Here is a 21,198-nt window from a genome sequence, read left to right as displayed (position 1 = left end):
ATCGGTCACAGTGATTGGACGCCTCGCCGGCGAGCGACCTAGGCTGACGAGGTCGAACAGTCGCCGAGGGCTCCGCCCATGCCACGCGCCTCCGCTCTCCCCGTCATCCCGCCGGCCAGCGCCCTGCCGGCGAACGGCTATGCCTACGCCGAACTGGCACAACCCGCCCGGGTGGCCGCCGCCGCGCTGGCCGAGGAGTGCGCGCTGGCGATCAGCTACAACGGCCTCAGCCAGGCGGTGATGATGGTCACCCCGCAGGATCTGCACGACTTCGTGCTCGGTTTCACCCTGAGCAGCGGCCTGATCGACAGCCTCGATGAGCTCTACGACCTGCACATCGATGGCGACGGCGCCGCGCGGCACGCCGAGGTGCAGATCTCCAGCCGCGCGTTCTGGGCGCTCAAGCACCAGCGTCGCCAGCTGGCCGGCAGCAGCGGCTGCGGGCTGTGCGGGGTGGAGGCGCTGGAACAGGCGCTGCCGGCGCTCGACGCCCTGCCGGGCAGCCCGCTGCCACCCGCCGCGCACCTGTCCGGGCTGCGCGAGCGCATCGGCGCGGCGCAGACCCTGGCCCGCCACAGCGGCGCGGTGCATGCCGCGCTGTTCGTCGACAGCGACGGCGCCATCGCCCTGTGCCGCGAGGACATCGGTCGGCACAACGCGCTGGACAAGTTGATCGGCGCGCTGCCCGGCGCGGCCAGCGCGCCCGACGCGGGCTTCGTCGCGGTCACCAGCCGCTGCAGCCTGGAGCTGATCCACAAGGCGGTGCGCGCGCGCATCGCCACCCTGGTGTGCCTGTCGGCGCCCACCGCGCTGACCGTGCAGTGGGCGCGCGCGCACCGCCTCAACCTGATCCATCTGCCCCACCACAGCGCGCCGCGGGTCTATAGCCCGGCGCCCAGCCACTCCTGAGTATCGAGACCGACCATGCCCCGCGCCGACCGCTTCCACCCCGATGCCCGCTTCCAGCCCTACGCCGGCCCGGCCGGCGGCTGGGGCGCCCTGCGCAGCGTGACGCGCGCCTGGCTGGGCAGCGACAACGCCCTGAAGAACATCCGCACCCTGCTGAAGACCAACCAGAACGGCGGCTTCGACTGCCCCGGCTGCGCCTGGGGCGAGGCGCCGGGCAGCCACATGGTCAATTTCTGCGAGAACGGCGCCAAGGCGGTGAACTGGGAAGCCACCCAGCGCGGCATCGGCGCCGAATTCTTCGCCCGCTACAGCGTGCGCCAGCTGCGCGAGCAGAGCGACTACTGGCTGGAATACCAGGGCCGCCTGACCGAGCCGCTGCGCTACGACGCCGCCAGCGATCACTACGTGCCGGTCTCCTGGGACGCCGCCTTCGCGCTGATCGCCAGCGAACTGCAGGCCATGGAGCATCCCGACCAGGTCGAGCTGTACACCTCCGGGCGCGCCAGCAACGAGGCGGCCTTCCTCTACCAGCTGTTCGGCCGCGCGCTGGGCAGCAACAACTTCCCCGACTGCTCGAACCTGTGCCACGAGGCCAGCGGCGTCGGCCTCGGCCAGAGCCTCGGCGTGGGCAAGGGCACCGTCACCTACGCCGACTTCGAACACGCCGACGCCATCTTCGTGATGGGCCAGAACCCCGGCACCAACCACCCGCGCATGCTCGAACCGCTGCGCGAGGCGGTGCAGCGCGGTGCTCAGGTGGTGTGTTTCAACCCGTTGAAGGAGCGCGGCCTGGAGCGCTTCCAGCACCCGCAGAAGGCGCTGGAGATGCTCGCCAACGGCGACGCGCCGACCCACAGCGCCTACTTCCGCCCTAGGCTCGGTGGCGACATGGCCGCCCTGCGTGGCATCGCCAAGTTCCTCCTGCAGTGGGAGCGCGAGGCGCAGCAGCAGGGCCTGCCGGCGGTGTTCGACCACAGCTTCATCGCCGAGCACACGACCGGCATGGACGACTACCTGGCGGCGGTGGACGCCACGCCCTGGGCGCAGATCGAGACGCAGTCGGGCCTCGCCCTGGCCGAGATCGAGCAGGCCGCGCGTATCTACCGCCAGGCCGGGCGGGTGATCGTCTGCTGGGCGATGGGCATCACCCAGCACCGCCATTCGGTGGCGACCATCCAGGAAATCGCCAACCTGCTGCTACTGCGCGGCAACGTCGGCAAACCAGGCGCCGGCGCCTGTCCGGTGCGCGGCCACAGCAACGTGCAGGGCGACCGCACCATGGGCATCAACGAGCACCCGCCGGCGGCGCTGCTCGATGCGCTGGAAAAGCGCTTCGCCTTCGCAGTGCCCCGCCAGCCGGGGCACAACGCAGTGGCGGCGATCAACGCCATGCTCGCCGGTGAGGTGAGGGTGTTCGTCGGCCTGGGCGGCAACTTCGCCCAGGCCACCCCGGACACCCCGCGTACACACCAGGCGCTGCAGCGCTGCGCGCTGACCGTGCAGATCAGCACCAAGCTCAATCGCAGTCATCTCACCACCGGCAAGCAGGCGCTGATCCTGCCCTGCCTGGGGCGCACCGACATCGACCGCCAGGTCGGCGGCCCGCAGGCGGTCACGGTGGAGGACTCGTTCAGCATGGTGCATGCGTCCTGGGGCCAGCTTGAGCCGCTGTCCCGGCAGATGCGCTCGGAGCCGGCAATCGTCGCCGGCATCGCCGCCGCGACGCTGGGCAAGCAGCCGGTGGACTGGTTGTGGCTGGTCGAGGACTACGCGCGCATCCGCGCGCTGATCGGCGACACCATCCCCGGCTTCGCCGACTTCGAGCAGCGCCTGGCCCAGCCGGGCGGCTTCTACCTGGGCAACGCCGCGGCGCGCCGGCAGTGGCATACCGCCAGCGGCCGCGCCGAATTCAAGGACCACGCGCTGCCGGACGATCTGCTGCCGGAAGAGGTGCGCAGCCAGGCGGCCCAGCCGGACCTGATCCTGCAGACCCTGCGCTCCCACGACCAGTACAACACCACCCTGTACGGCCTCGACGACCGCTATCGCGGGGTGAAAGGGATGCGCGAGGTGGTGTTCGTCAATCCGGCGGACATCCAGCGCCTGGGTCTGCAGGCGGGACAGCAGGTCGATCTGCTGTCGCTATGGGACGACGGCATCGAGCGGCGGGTGCGGGGCTTCACCCTGCTCGCCTACGACACCCCGCTCGGCCAGGCCGCGGCCTACTATCCGGAAACCAATCCACTGGTGCCGCTGGACAGCTTCGGCGACGGCAGCCACACGCCGACCTCGAAGTTCGTCGCCATCCGCGTGCTGCCGGCGCGGGCGTCGGGGTTGATCGCCCAGGCGGGTTAAACAGGCGCTGAAGCCGAACGGCGCGTCAGCGCCGCTTGCCGCCGAGCAGCGAGCCCATCAAGCCACGCACCAGCTCGCGACCAATCTGGTTGGCGGCCTGGCGCATGGCGCTCTTCATCGCCTGGCCGACCGCGCCGCCGAGCAGCTCGCCGGCCATGTCGCCGAGCGACTTGTCCTGCTCCGCCGCCTTGCCCCTGGCCACCGCTGCCGGCGCCTCGGCCTGGGCAGCGCGGGAGCTGAGCAGTTCGTAGGCCGACTCGCGGTCCACCGCGCGGTCGTAGCGTCCGGCCAGCGGCGACTGGCGGATCAGTGCGGCGCGCTCGCTCTCGCTCAGCGGGCCGATGCGCGACTGCGGCGGGGCGATGGCCACGCGCTGCACCATCGCCGGGGTGCCCTTGTCCTCCAGGGTGCCGACCAGCGCCTCGCCGATACCCAGTTCGGTGAGCACATCCAACGTCTCGAACTGCGGATTGGGCCGAAAGCCGTCGGCCACCGCACGCAGGGATTTTTGCTCCCTGGCGGTGAAGGCACGCAGGCCGTGCTGGATGCGCAGGCCGAGCTGGGCGAGTACCGCGTCGGGCAGGTCGCCGGGCGACTGGGTAACGAAGTAGACGCCGACGCCCTTGGAGCGGATCAGCCGCACCACCTGTTCGAGGCGCTCCTGCAGAGCCTTGGGGGTGTCGGCGAACAGCAGGTGCGCCTCGTCGAAGAACAGCGCCAGCAGCGGCTGCTCGGCATCGCCGCGCTCGGGCAGCTGCTCGAACAGTTCCGCCAGCAGCCAGAGCAGGAAGGTGGCGTAGACCTTGGGCGCCTCGTGCACCAGGCGGCTGGCGTCGAGCAGGTGGATGCGTCCGCGGCCGTCCGCCGCCGGCTGCAGCAGGTCCTCGAGCTGCAGCGCCGGCTCGCCGAACAGCGCCTCGGCGCCCTGCTGCTCGAGGGTGGCCAGCTTGCGCAGCAGGGCCTGGGAAGATTGCGCCGTGAACAGCGCGCGGTCCTCGCCGAGCACCTCGGGATGCGCCTGCAGGTGGTTGAGCAGGGCCTTGAGGTCCTTGAGATCGAGCAGCAGCAGGCCATCGCGGTCGGCCACCTGGAAGGCGGCGTACAGCGCGGCCTGCTGGCTGTCGGTCAGCTGCAGCAGGGCGCCGAGCAGCAGCGGGCCCATTTCGCTGAGGGTGGTGCGCAGCGGGTGGCCGCTCTCTCCGGCCACGTCCCACAGGGTCACCGGGTAGGCCTGCGGCCGGTGCGCGAGCCAGGGCATGCTGGCGATGCGCTCGGCGATCTTGCCCTTCGGCTCGCCGGCGGCGCCGAGGCCGCACAGATCGCCCTTGATGTCGGCGGCGAACACCGCCACGCCGGCATCGCTGAACAGCTCGGCGAGGCGCTGCAGGGTGACGGTCTTGCCGGTGCCGGTGGCGCCGGCGATCAGCCCGTGGCGGTTGGCCAGGCGCAGCAGGTGGCCGACGGGCTGCCCGGCCGGATCGGCGCCGAGCAGCAGTTGACGATTCTCAGGCATCTTCCATTTCCCCGTTGGTATGGCGGTCACGACCCGCCATCACCCTCGGGCGACCGGCCGCGCCTGCCGGTCGTCGTTCACTCGTTCGGTTGGCCCTTTTCGTGCTGGGCGAACTCCTTGACCGCACGCAGGACGTCGTGACGGCTGATCAGGCCGACCAGGCGGCCATCCTCTAGCACCGGCAGACGCCGGCGCTGGCCGCGCAGGAAGGTCTCCGCAGCGTCGATGATGTCGGCATCGGCGTCGATGGTGTCGACCGCCGGGGTCATGTAACCGCCGACCGAACCGTGGGCGTCGTCGAAGTAGGCGCCAGCGAGAATCGCCCGCAGGCAGTCGCTCTCCGAGAGCATGCCGATCAGATAGCCTTCCGAGTCCACCACCGGCGCACTGGCGAGGGAGTGTTCGAGCAGGCGGTTGATGGCGGTGAACAGGTCCATTTCCGGGCGAAAGGTCACCAGGTGGCGCGTCATGTAGGCGCGGACCTTGATTGACTTGAGCATGGGCTTACTCCTTTGTCCTTGCGTATCGCTAACGACCACGCCAGCGGGCAACACGCCCGCGCGGGTCTTGAGTCATGCCGTTATGGCAACGGTTGCGCCAGCGGCGGCGAATCAGTCGAACACCACGGTCTTGTTGTCATGCACCAGCACCCGGTCCTCCAAGTGATAGCGTAGCCCACGGGCCAGCACCCTCCGTTCCACGTCCTTGCCGATGCGCACCATGTCCTCGGCCTGCTGGCGATGGGTGACCCGCGCCACGTCCTGCTCGATGATCGGGCCGGCGTCCAGCTCCTCGGTGACGTAGTGGCAGGTCGCGCCGATCAGCTTGACGCCGCGCTTGGCGGCCTGGTGGTAGGGCTTGGCGCCGGCGAACGAGGGCAGGAAGCTGTGGTGGATGTTGATCACCCGGCCGGCGTAGTCCTGGCACAGGGTCGGCGGCAGGATCTGCATGTAGCGCGCCAGCACCACGCAGTCGGCCTGGTGCTCGGCGATCAGCCGGCTGACCTCGGCGAAGGCCGGGGTCTTGTCCTGCGGGTCGACCGGCACATGGTGATAGGGAATGCCGTGCCACTCGACCATGCTGCGCAGGTCGTCGTGGTTGGAAATTACGCAGGGAATCTCGCAGTACAGCTCGCCGCTGTGCCAGCGGTGCAGCAGGTCGGCCAGGCAGTGCGACTCGCGGCTGGCCATCAGCACCACGCGCTTCTTCACTGCCGAGTCGTAGACCTGCCAGCGCATGCCGAACTCGCGGGCAATCGGCGCAAAGGCATGGCGAAAACCCTCGAGATCGAACGGCAGGGAGTCTGCACGGATTTCGTGGCGCATGAAGAACCAGCCGTTATCCAGATCCGAATGATGACTCGCCTCGGTGATCCAGCCGTTGTAGGTGGCCAACAGGTTGCTGACCTTGGCCACGATGCCGACGCGGTCGGGGCAGGCGATGACCAGCCGGAAAGTACGCATGGGGTAACTCCGCAAACATCGAAGGGGCCATTCTAGCCAGACGGCGGGAAAACTACAGCAGCGCCGCGGCAGGAAACTGCGGGAAAACTTGCAACATACTGCAGGCGTGCGCCACCACGCGCAATTACCGAAACTCGAATTATTTTCCGGCAAACACTCCGCAAACGGCATCCGGCTATTTACTCGGCATTATCCAGTGCCTATTATTCGTCCACACCTGTATTTCCTGCAGACCTGTTTACCAAGGTAACGACAATGTCCCTGATCAACGAATTCCGCTCGACCGAAGCCGCCATCAAGCAACTGCAGGAGCGCCTGCAGGCCCTCAAGCAGGATGACAAACTGCAGAAGGAGCTGGACTTCGAAGCCAAACTCCGCGAGCTGATGGCCGAATACGGCAAGTCCCTGCCGGATATCCTCGCCCTGCTGGATAGCGAAGGCAAAGTCGTCAAGGCTGGTCGTCAGCCGCGCGCCGCCAAAGTTGAAGCGCCGGTCAAGCGTACCCGCAAGGTCAAGCAGTACAAGAACCCGCACACTGGCGAAGTTATCGAAACCAAGGGCGGCAACCACAAGACCCTGAAAGAGTGGAAAGCCACCTGGGGCGGCGACACCGTTGAAAGCTGGGTGACCCTGCTCGACTGAGTTCGCTCCATTTAGTGCACTGCAATATAAAAAAACGCCAGCCTTGCTGGCGTTTTTTGTTGGCGTATCCGCCGTCAGGCAATAAGTGCACAGTCGCGAAGCGTTTTCCATCCGGAGCCGGGAGGCCGGGACAGCCCCCGCCGGAGTTTCCTGCCCGACCGCCGCTCAGGGCAGCCCGTAGCGCTGGCGCAGCAGTCCGGCATAAGCCTGCCACTCGGCGAGCAGGGCCTGCTGGCGAGTATCGGCGTCCGGCAGCAACTCGGCCAATGCACTGTCGAACTCGGCCAGGGTATTGGGCGCACCGGCACGACTATCACTCAGACGCAGACGACAGAATTCCTGCCAGCGTTGTTGCTCGGCAGCACTCAGGGTTTGCGGAAAGTTGCGCGCCCGATATCGGAACAGCAACTCCTCGAGACGCTCATCAGCAAACAAACCGTGGCGCTCGACCAGTCGTGCTGGATCGCTGTCGCGCACCTGCACACACAAACCGCGATCGCGATCACCGATAAAGCCGTCATACAGGCGCTGCTCCGGATCATCGCTGGCGGTAAAGCCATTGTCCGCAAAGATTGCCGGCAACTTGCCCTTCCACACGGCCTGTCGCTGTTCCAGCAACTGCGCCTGACGCTGGCAGGCCGACATATCCACCCCCAGACGCTGGCAATCTTCCTCGCGCAATACCTTGAGCGGCGCCAATACCGGGCAGCGATTGACCTGGACCAGTTTCAGCGGCACGGGCAGTTCGCCTTCGCCCAGTTCATCGCGACGGGTATACAGGCGCTGGGCGAGAGCTTCAGCCGGCAACTCCAGCAATGGCGCAATATCCGCCTGCAGGTCACAGACAATCAACGCATTGCGATTGCGCGGATGCCAGGCCAGCGGCAATACCACCGCCAGGAAATGCCGCTCTGCGGAAAAACGTCCGGATATATGCACCATGGGTTGCAGCAGGCGGACCTGCTCGAGGACCCGCTGCTTGCTGCGCAACTGATAGCACCAGTCGTACAGCCGCGGCTGACGCTCACGCAACAGGCGCGCCAGGGCGATGGTGGCGCGCACGTCGGCCAGCGCGTCGTGGGCCTGGCCGTGGTCGATACCGTTGGCGGCGGTCAGGCGCTCCAGCTTGAGGGTCACCCGCCCCTCGGCCTGCGGCCACTCGATCCCCTGCGGACGCAGGGCGTAGGCGGTGCGCAGCAGGTCGATCAGGTCCCAGCGGCTGTTGCCGCCCTGCCACTCGCGGGCATAGGGATCGAAGAAGTTGCGGTACAGGCTGTAGCGGGTGACCTCGTCGTCGAAGCGCAGGCTGTTGTAGCCGGCCGTGCAGGTGCCGGGGCGGACCAGTTCGGCGTGCAGACGGGTCATGAACTCGGCTTCACCGAGTCCCTCGCGCGCCAGTCGTCCGGGGTCGATGCCGGTGATCAGGCAGGACATCGGGTGCGGCAGGATGTCGTCGCTGGGCTGGCAATACAGGTTGAGCGGCTCGCCGATCTCGTTGAGCGCCTCGTCGGTACGAATGCCGGCCACCTGCAGCGGCCGGTCGCGACGCGGGTCGATGCCGGTGGTTTCGTAGTCGTACCAGAAGATGCTTGCGGTCACGGTAAGGGCTCCAGAATCAAGGCTGCGGCAGTCTACCCCGAATCGCCCGGCCGCCGGCCTGCCCGCGACAACGCCGACAGTTGCCGCATCGGGCCAGGCCCCGCTAGCATCCATTCTTTCCCCCAATGCAGCCCGCGCCCATGCCACCCGCCACGCCCGCCACCTCGCTGCTGGATACCCGCCTGCGGGTGGAAACCCCGGAGGGGGTCGATCTGCTGCTGAGCCCGGCCAGCGCGCTGACCCGCGCGCGTGCCTTCGCCGTCGACCTGGCGCTGCGCGCGGCCCTGTCGCTGGCGCTACTCGGCGTGCTCGGCCGGCTCGGCGAACTGGGCATCGGCCTGGGCCTGATCCTGCTGTTCCTGCTCAACTGGTGGTACATGGTGCTGTTCGAGGTCCTCAACCAGGGCCGCTCGCCCGGCAAGCAGCTGTTCGGCCTGCGCGTGGTCCACGAGGACGGCACGCCGGTCGGCTGGGGCGCCGCGCTGCTGCGCAACCTGCTGCGCTTCGTCGACATGCTGCCGCTGGGCTACTGCTGCGGCCTGCTCGCCAGCCTGGCCAACCCGCGCTTCCAGCGCCTCGGCGACCTCGCCGCCGGCACCCTGGTGATCCACCAGCCCCGCGCGCCGGCAGCCGTGCAACTGGAGCCGATGACGCCGCTGCCGGCGCCCTTCGCCCTCAGCGCTGCCGAACAGCGTGCCGTGCTGGCCTACGGCGAGCGCCAGCGCCAGCTGTCGCCTGCCCGTCGCGAGGAGCTCGCCGGACTGCTGGCGCCGCTGCTCGGGGTCACCGCCGAGCAGGCGCCGCTGCGCCTGCAACAGATCGCCGCCGACCTGCGAGGGACGCCATGAAACAGGCGCAGTTCGAAACCCGGCACCAGGCCGACTGGCAGGCCCTGGCCGGCCAGCTCAAGCTGCTCGAGCAGGGCCGGCCGCTCGGCGCGCAGGCCGGCGAGTTCGCCGCCGCCTACCGCCGCCTGTGCCAGCAACTGGCGCTGGCGCAAGGCCGCGCCTACAGCACCAGCCTGGTCGAGCGCCTGCAGCTGCTCACCCTGCGCGCCCACCAGCAGCTGTACCGCCCGCGGCAGAACCTCGGCCCGCGCCTGCTCGGCTTCCTCATCCACGGCTTCCCGCGCCAGGTACGCGCGGCCAGGCGCAGCATCCTGCTCGCCAGCCTGCTGTTCTACGGCAGCCTGCTGGGCATGGGCCTGCTGGTCTATCTGTTTCCCGACCTGATCTACAGCCTGCTGTCGCCGCAGCAGGTGGCCCGGATGGAGCTGATGTACGACCCCGACGCCAGCCGTCTCGGCCACTTCAGCGAGCGCGGCAGCAGCGACGACTGGCTGATGTTCGGCTTCTACATCATGAACAACATCGGCATCGCCTTCAAAACCTTCGCCAGCGGCCTGCTGCTGGGCCTCGGCTCCTTGTTCTTCCTGCTGTTCAACGGCCTCAACATCGGCGCCGTCGCCGGCCACCTGCTGCGCATCGGCTATGACCAGACCTTTCTGAGTTTTGTCGTCGGTCATGGCGCTTTCGAGCTGACTGCCATAACCTTCGCCGGCGCCGCCGGCCTGCAGCTGGGCGGCGCCCTGCTCGCCCCCGGCCCGCGCAGTCGCCGGGCCGCCCTGCGCGAGACCGCCAGGGGCTGCGTCGGCCTGGTCTGCGGGGTGATCGGCCTGCTGCTGGTCGCCGCCTTCATCGAGGCCTACTGGTCGTCGGTCACGCAGTTTTCCGCAACGGTCAAATACCTGGTCGGCGCGATGCTCTGGCTGCTGGTCGGCGCCTACTTCCTGCTCGGCGGACGCCAGCGCCAGGCGGCCTAGGAGGGTTGCCGGCGGTTGCCGTGCACCACCGGGCAGGGCGGGACCGTTACCCAACACAGGGAGTCGTCGTGATCGTCGTTGCCTCATCCAGCCGCCCTTGCCGGCCGGCGCCGCGCTGCCGGAGCCACGCATGCCGCTGAGCGATGCCGCGGTGGCCGTGCGCCCGCGCAGCCCGTGGGAAGCCGTCGATCTTGGCGTGCGCCTGGCGCAGCGCCATGCCGGCCTGCTGCTGGCCAGCTGGGCGCTGCTGACCGTGCCGCTGCTGGCCGTGTTCAGCCTGCTGCTGTGGCGCTACCCGAGCGTCGCCCTGCTGCTGTTCTGGTGGCTGAAGCCGGCCTTCGAGCGCCTGCCGCTGCACATCCTCTCGCGCGCCCTGTTCGGCGCCACGCCCACCCTCGGCCAGGCCCTGCGCGCCTGGCCCGGCCTGCTGCGCGGCGAGCTGCTGGCCAGCCTGACCTGGCGCCGCTTCAGCCTGAGCCGCAGCTTCACCCTGCCGCTGCTGCAGCTGGAGAACCTGCGCGGCCAGGCGCGCCGCCAGCGCCTCGATGCGCTAGGCCGGCGCAGCGGCGTGGCGCGCTGGCTGACCCTGCTCGGCATACACATCGAGCTGCTGCTGTGGACGGGCCTGCTGGTGCTGATCTACCTGCTGCTGCCGACCGACTTCGCCAGCGAAAGCAGCTGGCTCGCCCTGCTGCTGCGCCCGCCGGAGGAGTGGCTGTGGCTGGAGCACCTGAGCAACGCCTGCTACGCCCTGGTGCTGGTGGTCTGGGAGCCGATCTACGTCGCCTGCGGCTTCAGTCTGTACCTCAACCGGCGCAGCGAGCTGGAAGCCTGGGACCTCGAACTGGCATTCCGCCGCCTGCTCGAGCGCCTCGGCCAGGCCAGCCTGGTGCTGCTGCTGAGCCTCGGCCTGTGGCTGCCGCACGGCGCCGTCCTGGCGCAGGAAACCGAGCAGACAGCAATGCCCGTCAGCCTGGCCGGCAGCGCCACCTGCCTGCTGCCCAGCGAAGACAACCCCGGACCGCAGGCCCCGCGCCTGACCCACCAGCCGCTCGACAGCCAACAGGCTCGGCGGGAGATCCAGGCCCTGCTGGCGGCGCCGCCGTTCCACCGCGTCGAGGAACGCATCGACTGGGGCTGGAGCGCGGCCGACGAGCCCGACGCGCCGCCGCTGATCCGCACGCCGGCGTGGCTGCAGGGCGCGACCGCGGTGATCGAGGTGCTGCTCTGGGCCCTGCTGGTCGCCGGACTGGCCCTGCTGGCCTGGCGCTACCGCGACTGGCTGCGCCTGTTCGCCGTCCGCGGCCAGACCGCGCGCGAGGCAGACGCGGCGCCGCCCGCCCAGCTGTTCGGCCTGGCCGTCGACCCACGCAGCCTGCCGGACGATCTGCCCGCCAGCGTCGAACAGCTGTGGGCGGTCGATCCGCGCGCCGCCCTTGCCCTGCTCTACCGCGGCCTGCTCAGCCACCTGCTGCACCAGCGCCGGCTGCCGCTCAGGGCGGCGCACACCGAGGGCGAGGTGCTGGTGCTGCTGCAGGGCCTCGACGACCCGGCGCTCGACGCCTTTGCCCGCCGCCTGCTCGACGCCTGGCAGGCGCTGGCCTACGGCAGTCGCCCGCCGCCGGCCGAACTCGGCCCCGAGCTGTGCGACGCCTGGCGCCAACTGGGCCTGAACAGCCGCGCGCAGGCCGGGGTGGCGCCATGAATGCCCGCCAACGCCTGTGGGCAGGACTCGCCGCACTGGCCCTGCTCGCCGCCCTGGCCTTCCTCCTGCTCGCCCAGCTCGACCCGCAGCGGCGCACGGTCGACCTCGGCCCGGCGCCGGAGGCCAAGGCCAATCCCTATCTGGCCGCCGAGCACTTCCTGCGCCAGCGTCAGATCGCGGTCGAGCGCGCCGACAGCCTGGCGCAGATCCTCGCCGACACCCCGGCCGCCGGCCACAGCCTGCTGCTGCTCGGCTCGCGCCAGCAGCTGAGCGCCGCGCAGAGCCAGCGCCTGCTCGACTGGACGGCCGGAGGTGGCCACCTGCTGGTGGTCGCGGAGGCCAACTGGAGCGCACAGCGCCAGCGCAGCGACGACCTGCTCCTCGACCTGCTGCAGATCCGCCGCCTGCCCAGCAGCAGCCTGGACGACGAAGCCCCCGGCGAGCTGACCGAAGTGGGTCTCGAAGGCGAAGTCGAAGATCCCTGGCCCGAACTGACCAAGCTGTACCTGGAGAACGAGGACGCGCCGGCCTACTTCGCCTTCGATACCCGCTACCACCTCGAGGACAGCGGCAACCGCGCCCATGCCTGGGCCAACAGCGCCGAGGCCACCCACCTGCTGCAGCTGGCCCACGGCGATGGCCTGGTCACCGTGCTCAGCGACGGCAAACTGTGGCGCAACAGTCGCATCGGCGAGTACGACCATGCCTGGCTGCTCTGGTACCTGACCCAGGACAGCCGGGTCACCCTGCTGCAGCGTATCGACGGCGAAGCCCTGCCGTGGCTGCTGCTGCGCCACTTCCCCGCGGCGCTCATCGCCCTCGCCGTGCTGCTGGCCCTGCTGCTCTGGCACTTCGGTGTGCGCCACGGACCGCTGCAGGCCGATGCGCCGCCGGCACGCCGCCAGTTGGGCGAGCACCTGCACGCCTGCGCCGAGTTCCTCTGCCGCCAGCAGGGCCACGCCGCCCTGCTCGCCCGCCTGCAGGCCGAGGTGCGCCAGCGCGCCCGCCAGCGCCATCCCGGCTTCGAGCGCCTGCCAGTCACCGAGCAGTGGCAACTGCTCGCCCGCTTCAGTCGCCAGACGCCCAGCCAGATCGGCCAGGCCATGCGCCCGCTCGGCGAGCAGCGCATCCATCCCGCCCAGTTCACCCGCCAGGTCGCCCACCTGCAACGAATCAGGAATGCCCTTTGATGAGCGAAGAATCCAGCCTGCCCCTCGACGGCGAGCCCGCCGCGGCCACCCCCCAGCCCGCTACCGAAACCGCGGCCAGCCAGCTGCAGCGCGCCACGCAACTGGTCCAGGCGCTGCGTGAGGAGCTGGGCAAAGCGCTGATCGGCCAGCAGACGGTGATCGACGACGTGCTCTGTGCCCTGCTCGCCGGCGGCCACGTGCTGATCGAGGGCGTGCCCGGCCTGGGCAAGACCCTGCTGGTGCGCGCCCTGGCGCGCTGCTTCGGCGGCCAGTTCGCGCGCATCCAGTTCACCCCCGACCTGATGCCCAGCGACGTCACCGGCCATGCCGTCTACGACCTGGCCAGCGAGCAGTTCAAGCTGCGCCGCGGCCCGGTGTTCACCAACCTGCTGCTCGCCGACGAGATCAACCGCGCCCCGGCCAAGACCCAGGCGGCGCTGCTCGAGGTGATGCAGGAGCGCCAGGTCACCCTCGAGGGCAATGCCCTGGCGGTGCCGCGGCCGTTCATGGTGCTGGCCACCCAGAACCCCATCGATCAGGAAGGCACCTACCCGCTGCCGGAAGCCGAGCTGGACCGCTTCATGCTCAAGCTGCGCATGGACTATCCGGCGCATGCGGAGGAACTGGAACTCGTCCGCCAGGTGACCCGCTCGGCGCGCAGCGACATGCTCGAGGTGACCGCCCTGCGCCCGCTGCTGCGCGAGCGCGACGTGCCGGTGCTGCAGAAGATCTGCGCCGAGCTGCCGATCGACGCCCAGGTGCTCGACTACGCCGTGCGCCTGGTGCGCGCCACCCGCGACTGGCCGGGCCTGGTGTTCGGCGCCGGGCCGCGCGCCTCGATCGCCCTGGTGCGCTGCGCGCGCGCCCGCGCCCTGCTGCGCGGCGGCGAGTTCGTCACCCCCGACGATCTCAAGGCCTGCGCCCCGGCGGTGCTGCGCCACCGCGTGCGCCTGGCGCCGGAACTGGAGATCGAGGGCCAGGACGTCGACCGGGTGCTCGCCCAACTGCTCGATCAGGTCGCCGCGCCGCGCTCATGAAACCCTCGCCACGCCTGCTCGCCCTCGCCGCCGCCCTGCTGCTGGCCGCCATCCTGCTCGGCGCGCTGCCGCTGCTCGGCATCGCCCTGCCCGCCTGGCTCGACGGCCTGTGGTGGGGCAGCCTGCTGGCCCTGGCCGGCGTGGCGCTGTTCGATGCCCTCTGGCTGCGCCGCCGGCCTTCGCCGACGCTGCAACGCCAGCTGCCCGGCCACCTGGCGCTGGATCGCGGCAGCGAGGTGGTGCTGCGCATCGCCCCCGGCGCGCAGCCGCCGCGCTGGCTGGAACTGTTCGACCACGTGCCGGCCGCGCTGGAGTTCAGCGACCTGCCGCAACGCATCGCCCTGTCGGCCGAGCAGGGTGCCGAGCTGCGCTACCGGGTACGCCCGCGCCAGCGTGGCGACTGCCGGTTCGCGCGCTGCGAGATCGGCCTGCCCTCGCCGCTCGGCCTGTGGCAGGCGCGCCGCTATGTCGAGCTGCCCGGCCACAGCCGCGTCTACCCGGACTTCGCCCGCCTGCACGGCGCGCAACTGATGGCGGTGGACAGCTGGCTCGGCCGTCTCGGCGTGCGCACGCAGCCACGCCGCGGCAGCGGCCAGGAGTTCCACCAGTTGCGCGATTTCCGCAGCGGCGACAGCCTGCGCCAGATCGACTGGAAGGCCACCGCGCGCAAGCACCAGCCGATCGCCCGCGAATACCAGGACGAGCGCGACCAGCAGATCGTCTTCCTGCTCGACAGCGGCCGGCGCATGCGCAGCCAGGACGGCGACCTCAGCCACTTCGACCACGCCCTGAACGCCTGCCTGCTGCTCGCCCACGTCGCCATGCGCCAGGGCGACGCGGTCGGCCTGCTGACCTTCGCCGGCGACACGCCGTGCTACCTGCCGCCGGCCAAGGGCCGCCAGCAGCTCAACGCCCTGCTCAACAGCGTCTATGACCTGCAACCGGGCCAGCTGCCGGGCGACTTCCAGGCCGCCGCCAGCGAGCTGCTCGCCCGCCAGCCGCGCCGCGCGCTGGTGGTGCTGCTCAGCAACCTGCGCGACGAGGACGACCAGCAGCTGCCGCTGGCCGCGGCACAGATCGCCCGTCGCCACCGCCTGCTGATCGCCAGCCTGCGCGAGGAGGTGCTCGACCGCCAGCGCCGGCTGCCGGTGGAAAGCTACAGCGACGCACTGAGCTACTGCGGCACCGTCGACTACGCCGCCGCGCGCACCCGCCTGCACGAGCGCTTTGCCGCCCAGGGCCTGCCGGTACTCGACGTGCGCCCCGGCGAGCTGGGCCCGGAGCTGGTCAATCGCTATCTGCAGTGGAAGGCCGCCGGCACCCTCTGAACCGCCTGTCACGCCCCTGTCACCGGTTTGCATGTGTAGTGGCGCTGGCGCTAGGCTGAACCCATTGAAGCCGACCGCCCCGCGCCTGCGCGCTCACCGGGCATCACCCACTCCGGCCGAGGAATCCGACATGCAATTGCAGCAGCTGCTGGTGGTGATCGATCCCACCCAATCTTCGCAACCGTCGCTCGAGCGCGCCGCCTGGATCGCCCGCCACAGCGGTGCGGCCATCGAGCTGCTGATCTGCGAATACAACGGCGCGCTGGACAGCGGCCTGATGTTCGAGGCGCCCGCCCTGGACAAGGCCCGTCACGCGCTGCTGGCCCAGCGCCGCGACTGGCTCGAGCAACTGGCCACACCGTTGCGCCAGGAAGGTCTGCAGGTCACCAGCGAAGTGCGCTGGGGCAAGCCGCTGCACAAGATGATCATCGCCCGCTGCGCGGAGCTGAAACCCGACCTGCTGCTGAAGACCGCCCACAGTCACGGCCTGCTGCATCGCCTGCTGCTGAGCAATACCTGCTGGCAGCTGATCCGCTACTGCCCGACGCCGCTGTGGCTGGTCAAGCCGCAGGGCGAGTGGCGCGGCCAGCGCCTGGCCGTGGCCCTCGATCCGACCCACAGCGCCGACAAGCCGGCCAGCCTCGACCACCAGCTGATCGACGCGGCGCAGACGCTGGGCCAGACCCTCGGTCTGGAGGATCATTACCTGCACAGTTACGCACCGCTGCCGCGCACCCTGGTGTTCGATGCCGAGCTGGTGGCCGATTACGAGTACTATGTCGAACGGACCGGCGAGCGCCATCGCGAAGCCTTCGAGCAACTGCTCGACGGCCATGCCATCGGCAAGCCACGCACCCACCTGCTGCAGGGCTTCGCCGAGGAAACCCTGCCGCGCTTCGTCGACGAGAATGCCGTCGACCTGCTGCTGATGGGCGCCATCGCCCGCGGCCACCTCGATACCGCCCTGATCGGCCATACCGCCGAGCGGGTGCTCGAAGGCGTCAACTGCGACCTGCTGGTGCTCAAGCCGCAGGGCGTGGCCGCCCACCGAGCCGGATGACCGTCACGGATGACCCTGCCCCGCCGCGCGCGGGGCCACCTGCTGATCGCGCACCCGCCACAAGCGGGGCGCCAGCATTTTTCAGACCTTATCCAGGAGTGCCCTGATGCCCTCACGCCGTACCAAGATCGTCGCCACCCTCGGCCCTTCCAGCAGCTCGCCGCAGGTGCTCGAGCAGCTGATCCTCGCCGGGATGAACGTCGCCCGCCTGAACTTCTCCCACGGCACCCCGGACGAGCACAAGGCGCGCGCCCGGCTGGTCCGGGAACTGGCGGCCAAGCACGATCGCCACGTCGCCCTGCTCGGCGACCTGCAAGGGCCGAAGATCCGTATCGCCAAGTTCGCCAACAAGCGCATCGAACTGCAGGAAGGCGACGCCTTCCGCTTCTCGATCAGCCACCCGCGCGACGCCGGCACCCAGGAAGTGGTCGGTATCGACTACCCGGACCTGGTCAAGGACTGCAAGGTCGGCGACGAGCTGCTGCTCGACGACGGCCGGGTGATCATGGTCGTCGACCAGGTCACCGCCACCGAGCTGATCTGCTCGGTGACCGTCGGCGGCCCGCTGTCCGACCACAAGGGCATCAACCGTCGCGGCGGCGGCCTCACCGCCCCGGCGCTGACCGACAAGGACAAGGCCGACATCAAGCTGGCCGCCGAGATGGAGCTGGACTACCTCGCGGTGTCCTTCCCGCGCGACGCCGCCGACATGGAATACGCCCGCCGCCTGCGCGACGAGGCCGGCAGCGACGCCTGGCTGGTCGCCAAGATCGAGCGTGCCGAAGCGGTAGCCGACGACGAGGCGCTGGACGGCCTGATCCGCGCCAGCGACGGCGTGATGGTCGCCCGCGGCGATCTGGGCGTTGAGATCGGCGATGCCGAGCTGGTCGGCATCCAGAAGAAGATCATTGCCCACGCCCGCCGCCTCAACAAGTTCGTGATCACCGCCACCCAGATGATGGAGTCGATGATCCACAGCCCGATGCCGACCCGCGCCGAGGTTTCCGACGTGGCCAACGCCGCGCTGGACTACACCGACGCGGTGATGCTCTCGGCGGAAAGCGCCGCCGGCGACTACCCGGTGGAAGCGGTCAAGGCCATGGCGCGCGTCTGTGTCGGCGCCGAGAAGCACCCGACCAGCCAGAAGTCCAGCCACCGCATGGGCCGGAGCTTCGAGCGCTGCGACGAGAGCATCGCCCTGGCGGCCATGTACACCGCCAACCACTTCCCCGGCGTCAAGGCGATCATCGCCCTCACCGAAAGCGGCTACACCCCGCTGATCATGTCGCGCATCCGCTCCTCGGTGCCGATCTTCGCCTACTCGCCGCACCGCGCCACCCAGGCGCGCGTGGCGATGTTCCGCGGCGTGCAGACCATCCCCTTCGACGCCGCAGCACTGCCGGCGGAGCAGGTCAGCCAGGCGGCGGTCAACGAGCTGCTCAAGCGCGGAGTGGTCGAGCCGGGCGACTGGGTGATCATGAGCAAGGGCGACAGCTACGACACCATCGGCGGCACCAACACCCTGAAGATCCTCCACGTCGGCGAACCGCTGGCCTGATTGCCTAGGTAATCCAGCCGACCACGAAAGGCCGCTCCCATGAGCGGCCTTTTGCTTTGCCGGCCAACCGCTCCGCCCACGGACTGTTCGCCAATCGACCAAGGTCGACCGCAGGCGGGTGTCCGCACCGCCACCTGCACGCTATACTTCGTCGCCGTTTTTTTGCGCCGCCTGCGGTGGCGCGCCGTGAAGTTCCGCCTGTACAGAGGACCGCGTTCCATGGCCGTGATCAAGCAAGACGACCTGATCCAGAGCGTCGCCGACGCCCTGCAGTTCATCTCCTACTACCACCCCGTCGACTTCATCCAGGCCATGCACGAGGCCTACCTGCGCGAGGAGTCGCCGGCTGCGCGCGACTCCATCGCCCAGATCCTGATCAACTCGCGCATGTGCGCCACCGGCCACCGCCCGATCTGCCAGGACACCGGCATCGTCACCGTGTTCGTCCGCGTCGGCATGGACGTGCAGTGGACCGGCGCGACCATGAGCCTGGACGACATGATCAACGAGGGCGTGCGCCGCGCCTACAACAACCCGGACAACGTCCTGCGCGCCTCGATCCTGGCCGACCCGGCCGGTGCCCGCAAGAACACCAAGGACAACACCCCGGCGGTCATCCACTACTCCATCGTCCCCGGCGACAAGGTGGAAGTGGACGTCGCGGCCAAGGGCGGCGGCTCCGAGAACAAGTCGAAGATGGCCATGCTCAACCCGTCCGACTCGATCGTCGACTGGGTACTGAAGACCGTGCCGGAAATGGGCGCCGGCTGGTGCCCGCCGGGCATGCTCGGCATCGGCATCGGCGGTACCGCCGAGAAGGCCGCGCTGATGGCCAAGGAAGTGTTGATGGAATCCATCGACATCCACGAGCTGAAGGCCCGCGGTCCGCAGAACAAGATCGAGGAAATGCGCCTCGAGCTGTTCGACAAGGTCAACCAGCTGGGCATCGGTGCCCAAGGCCTCGGCGGCCTGACCACCGTGCTCGACGTCAAGATCATGGACTACCCGACCCACGCCGCCTCGCTGCCGGTGTGCATGATCCCCAACTGCGCCGCCACCCGCCACGCCCACTTCGTGCTCGACGGCTCCGGCCCGGCCGAGCTGGAAGCGCCGTCGCTGGACGCCTACCCGGACATCGTCTGGGAAGCCGGCCCGAGCGCCCGCCGCGTGAATCTGGACACCATCACCCCGGAAGAAGTGCAGAGCTGGAAGCCGGGCGAGACCATCCTGCTCAACGGCAAGATGCTCACCGGCCGCGACGCCGCGCACAAGCGCATGGTCGACATGCTCAATGCCGGCGAAGAGCTGCCGGTGGACCTCAAGGGCCGCTTCATCTACTACGTCGGTCCGGTCGATCCGGTGCGTGACGAAGTGGTTGGCCCGGCCGGCCCGACCACCGCAACCCGCATGGACAAGTTCACCCGCCAGATCCTGGAAAGCACCGGCCTGCTGGGCATGATCGGCAAGTCCGAGCGCGGCCCGATCGCCATCGACGCGATCCGCGACAACAAGGCCGTGTACCTGATGGCCGTCGGCGGCGCCGCCTACCTGGTCGCCCAGGCGATCAAGAAGGCCAAGGTGCTGGCCTTCGCCGAACTGGGCATGGAAGCGATCTACGAGTTCGACGTCAAGGATATGCCGGTCACCGTGGCCGTCGACACCAACGGCGAGTCGGTGCACATCACCGGCCCGGCGATCTGGAAGCAGAAGATCGCCGACAGCCTGGCGGTGGAAGTGAAGTAAGCTTCCCAAGGCACAGGAAAACCCCGGACCGGCCCCGCCGCTCCGGGGTTTTCTTTTTTAGCGCCAGCGATCCATCAGATTGACCACCAGCCGATCCAGCCAGCCCCACAGACGCTGCGAGATACGCATCGCCAGTGGCCTGGCGAACCAGTCGTCGAGGGTGATCTCGCGGCTGAGCGCGAAGTCGTTCTCGAAGCTCGCCGCCAGCGCCGTGGTCAGGCCGGGGTCGAGCGCCTCGATGTTGGCTTCCAGGTTGAAGCGCAGGGTCCAGTGGTCGAAGTTGCACGAACCGATGCTGACCCAGTCGTCGACCAGTACCGCCTTGAGGTGCATGAAGCGCGGCTGGTACTCGAAGATGCGCACGCCACTCTTCAGCAGGCGGGGATAGTAGCGCTGGCCGGCGAAGCGCACCGGACCATGGTCGGTCAGCCGGCCACTGAGCAGCAGGCGCACGTCCACCCCGCGCTGCGCCGCCTTGCGCAGGGCCTTGCGCACCCGCCAGCTGGGCAGGAAGTACGGCGTGGCCAGCCAGATGCGCTGGCGGGCATGGCCCAGGTTGCGCAGCAGCGAACGCAGGATGTCACGGTGCTGCTGCGCATCGGCGTAGGCCACCCGGCCGAGGCCCTCGCCAGACAATGGTCTGGCCGGCAGATGGGCAAGCGGGCGGATGAACGGGCGCCAGGCACAGGTGTCGACGCACGCCTCCCACTCGCGCTCGAACAGGATTTGCCAGTCGACTACCGCCGGGCCGGCCACTTCCACCATCAGCTCGTGCCAGCGACTGACCGCCGACGCCGGCAGCCAGAAATCGTCGGTAGCCCCGGCACCGCCGACCCAGGCCAGTTGCTGATCGACCAGCAGCAGCTTGCGATGGTCGCGGTACAGATTACGCACCCCGTGCCGCCAGCTGATCGGGTTGTACAGGCGCAACTGCACGCCCGCCAGGCGCAGCCGCGTACTCAGGCGGCTGCCCAAGCGCCGGCAGCCGAAGGCATCGAACAGGCAGCGCACCGGCACACCGCGGGCGGCGGCACGGCACAGGCAGTCGACCAGCTGCTCGGCGCAGACACCGGCCTCGACCAGATACAGCTCCAGCTCGACCTGGCTGCGGGCCGCATCGATGGCCGCGAGCAGGCGGGGAAAGAACTGCTCGCCATCGATCAACAGCTGGAATCGGTTGCCCCCGCGCCAGGGGAAGACGGTTTGCGGCATGGCGCTAGCGAAACACGGCAAAGGCAGGGAACGGGCTGGGCATCGAATCCTCGCGCGGCAAT

At 69.3% G+C, this 21,198-nt stretch carries 17 protein-coding genes; 12 read left to right on the top strand and 5 right to left on the bottom strand.

Annotated features, from left to right (window positions below):
* Window positions 1–78 precede the first annotated feature (78 nt).
* Together BMZ19_RS02140 and BMZ19_RS02135 are read left to right on the top strand one after the other, a co-directional pair.
* Entirely contained in the window at window positions 79–909 is an 831-nt protein-coding gene (locus tag BMZ19_RS02140; RefSeq protein ID WP_090306173.1) for a formate dehydrogenase accessory sulfurtransferase FdhD, read from the top strand.
* Between the two features lie 15 nt (window positions 910–924).
* Window positions 925–3,264, top strand: coding sequence for an FdhF/YdeP family oxidoreductase (locus BMZ19_RS02135; RefSeq protein WP_090306168.1), 2,340 nt, complete (start codon window positions 925–927; stop codon window positions 3,262–3,264).
* A gap of 25 nt (window positions 3,265–3,289) precedes the next feature.
* Here the strand turns inward: BMZ19_RS02135 and BMZ19_RS02130 are convergent, their stop codons facing one another.
* The 3 genes from BMZ19_RS02130 to purU form a co-directional block, all read right to left on the bottom strand.
* Window positions 3,290–4,777: a helicase HerA-like domain-containing protein gene (locus BMZ19_RS02130; protein WP_090306166.1), complete on the bottom strand. Its 1,488-nt coding sequence runs from the start codon at window positions 4,775–4,777 to the stop codon at window positions 3,290–3,292.
* A gap of 77 nt (window positions 4,778–4,854) precedes the next feature.
* On the bottom strand, window positions 4,855–5,277 hold the full coding sequence (locus tag BMZ19_RS02125; protein WP_090306163.1) for a CBS domain-containing protein: 423 nt from the start codon (window positions 5,275–5,277) through the stop codon (window positions 4,855–4,857).
* A gap of 111 nt (window positions 5,278–5,388) precedes the next feature.
* Complete coding sequence (gene purU / locus BMZ19_RS02120; protein WP_090306161.1) at window positions 5,389–6,240, bottom strand: formyltetrahydrofolate deformylase; 852 nt, start codon at window positions 6,238–6,240, stop codon at window positions 5,389–5,391.
* A 255-nt stretch (window positions 6,241–6,495) separates the two neighbouring features.
* Between purU and mvaT the strand changes: the two genes are divergently transcribed.
* Window positions 6,496–6,882 (top strand): histone-like nucleoid-structuring protein MvaT, encoded by a 387-nt coding sequence (gene mvaT / locus BMZ19_RS02115; protein WP_090306159.1) that lies wholly within the window; start codon window positions 6,496–6,498, stop codon window positions 6,880–6,882.
* A 165-nt stretch (window positions 6,883–7,047) separates the two neighbouring features.
* On the opposite strand, the gene sbcB is transcribed toward mvaT, so the two are convergent.
* The gene (gene sbcB / locus BMZ19_RS02110) at window positions 7,048–8,481 is read right to left on the bottom strand and encodes an exodeoxyribonuclease I (protein ID WP_090306156.1); all 1,434 of its coding nucleotides are present in this window, start codon (window positions 8,479–8,481) and stop codon (window positions 7,048–7,050) included.
* A 140-nt stretch (window positions 8,482–8,621) separates the two neighbouring features.
* Here sbcB and BMZ19_RS02105 point away from each other — a divergent pair, with 140 nt between their 5' ends.
* The 9 genes from BMZ19_RS02105 (at window position 8,622) to BMZ19_RS02065 (ending at window position 19,924) form a co-directional block, all read left to right on the top strand.
* Complete coding sequence (locus tag BMZ19_RS02105; RefSeq protein WP_244517079.1) at window positions 8,622–9,329, top strand: RDD family protein; 708 nt, start codon at window positions 8,622–8,624, stop codon at window positions 9,327–9,329.
* Complete coding sequence (locus BMZ19_RS02100) at window positions 9,326–10,303, top strand: stage II sporulation protein M (protein WP_090306150.1); 978 nt, start codon at window positions 9,326–9,328, stop codon at window positions 10,301–10,303. Before BMZ19_RS02105 ends, BMZ19_RS02100 begins: the two co-directional genes overlap by 4 nt.
* A 130-nt stretch (window positions 10,304–10,433) precedes the next feature.
* Entirely contained in the window at window positions 10,434–12,008 is a 1,575-nt protein-coding gene (locus BMZ19_RS02095) for a DUF4129 domain-containing protein (RefSeq protein ID WP_090306147.1), read from the top strand.
* A complete protein-coding gene (locus BMZ19_RS02090; protein WP_090306145.1) occupies window positions 12,005–13,198 on the top strand; it encodes a DUF4350 domain-containing protein in 1,194 nt (397 codons plus the stop codon). Before BMZ19_RS02095 ends, BMZ19_RS02090 begins: the two co-directional genes overlap by 4 nt.
* The gene (locus BMZ19_RS02085) at window positions 13,198–14,235 is read left to right on the top strand and encodes an AAA family ATPase (protein WP_090306142.1); all 1,038 of its coding nucleotides are present in this window, start codon (window positions 13,198–13,200) and stop codon (window positions 14,233–14,235) included. The genes BMZ19_RS02090 and BMZ19_RS02085 overlap by 1 nt, the downstream gene beginning before the upstream one ends.
* Entirely contained in the window at window positions 14,232–15,563 is a 1,332-nt protein-coding gene (locus BMZ19_RS02080; protein WP_090306140.1) for a DUF58 domain-containing protein, read from the top strand. The genes BMZ19_RS02085 and BMZ19_RS02080 overlap by 4 nt, the downstream gene beginning before the upstream one ends.
* A 130-nt stretch (window positions 15,564–15,693) precedes the next feature.
* A complete protein-coding gene (locus BMZ19_RS02075; protein ID WP_090306138.1) occupies window positions 15,694–16,623 on the top strand; it encodes a universal stress protein in 930 nt (309 codons plus the stop codon).
* Between the two features lie 106 nt (window positions 16,624–16,729).
* Complete coding sequence (pyk, locus tag BMZ19_RS02070; RefSeq protein ID WP_090306135.1) at window positions 16,730–18,181, top strand: pyruvate kinase; 1,452 nt, start codon at window positions 16,730–16,732, stop codon at window positions 18,179–18,181.
* 219 nt (window positions 18,182–18,400) lie between these two features.
* Window positions 18,401–19,924, top strand: coding sequence for a fumarate hydratase (locus BMZ19_RS02065; RefSeq protein ID WP_090306133.1), 1,524 nt, complete (start codon window positions 18,401–18,403; stop codon window positions 19,922–19,924).
* Between the two features lie 57 nt (window positions 19,925–19,981).
* Here the strand turns inward: BMZ19_RS02065 and BMZ19_RS02060 are convergent, their stop codons facing one another.
* On the bottom strand, window positions 19,982–21,136 hold the full coding sequence (locus tag BMZ19_RS02060) for a phospholipase D-like domain-containing protein (protein WP_090306130.1): 1,155 nt from the start codon (window positions 21,134–21,136) through the stop codon (window positions 19,982–19,984).
* Between the last annotated feature and the right edge of the window lie 62 nt (window positions 21,137–21,198).

It is taken from the genome of Pseudomonas linyingensis (genome assembly GCF_900109175.1).
Classification (GTDB): Bacteria; Pseudomonadota; Gammaproteobacteria; order Pseudomonadales; family Pseudomonadaceae; genus Geopseudomonas; species Geopseudomonas linyingensis.
This window is presented reverse-complemented; position numbering and strand designations above follow the sequence as displayed.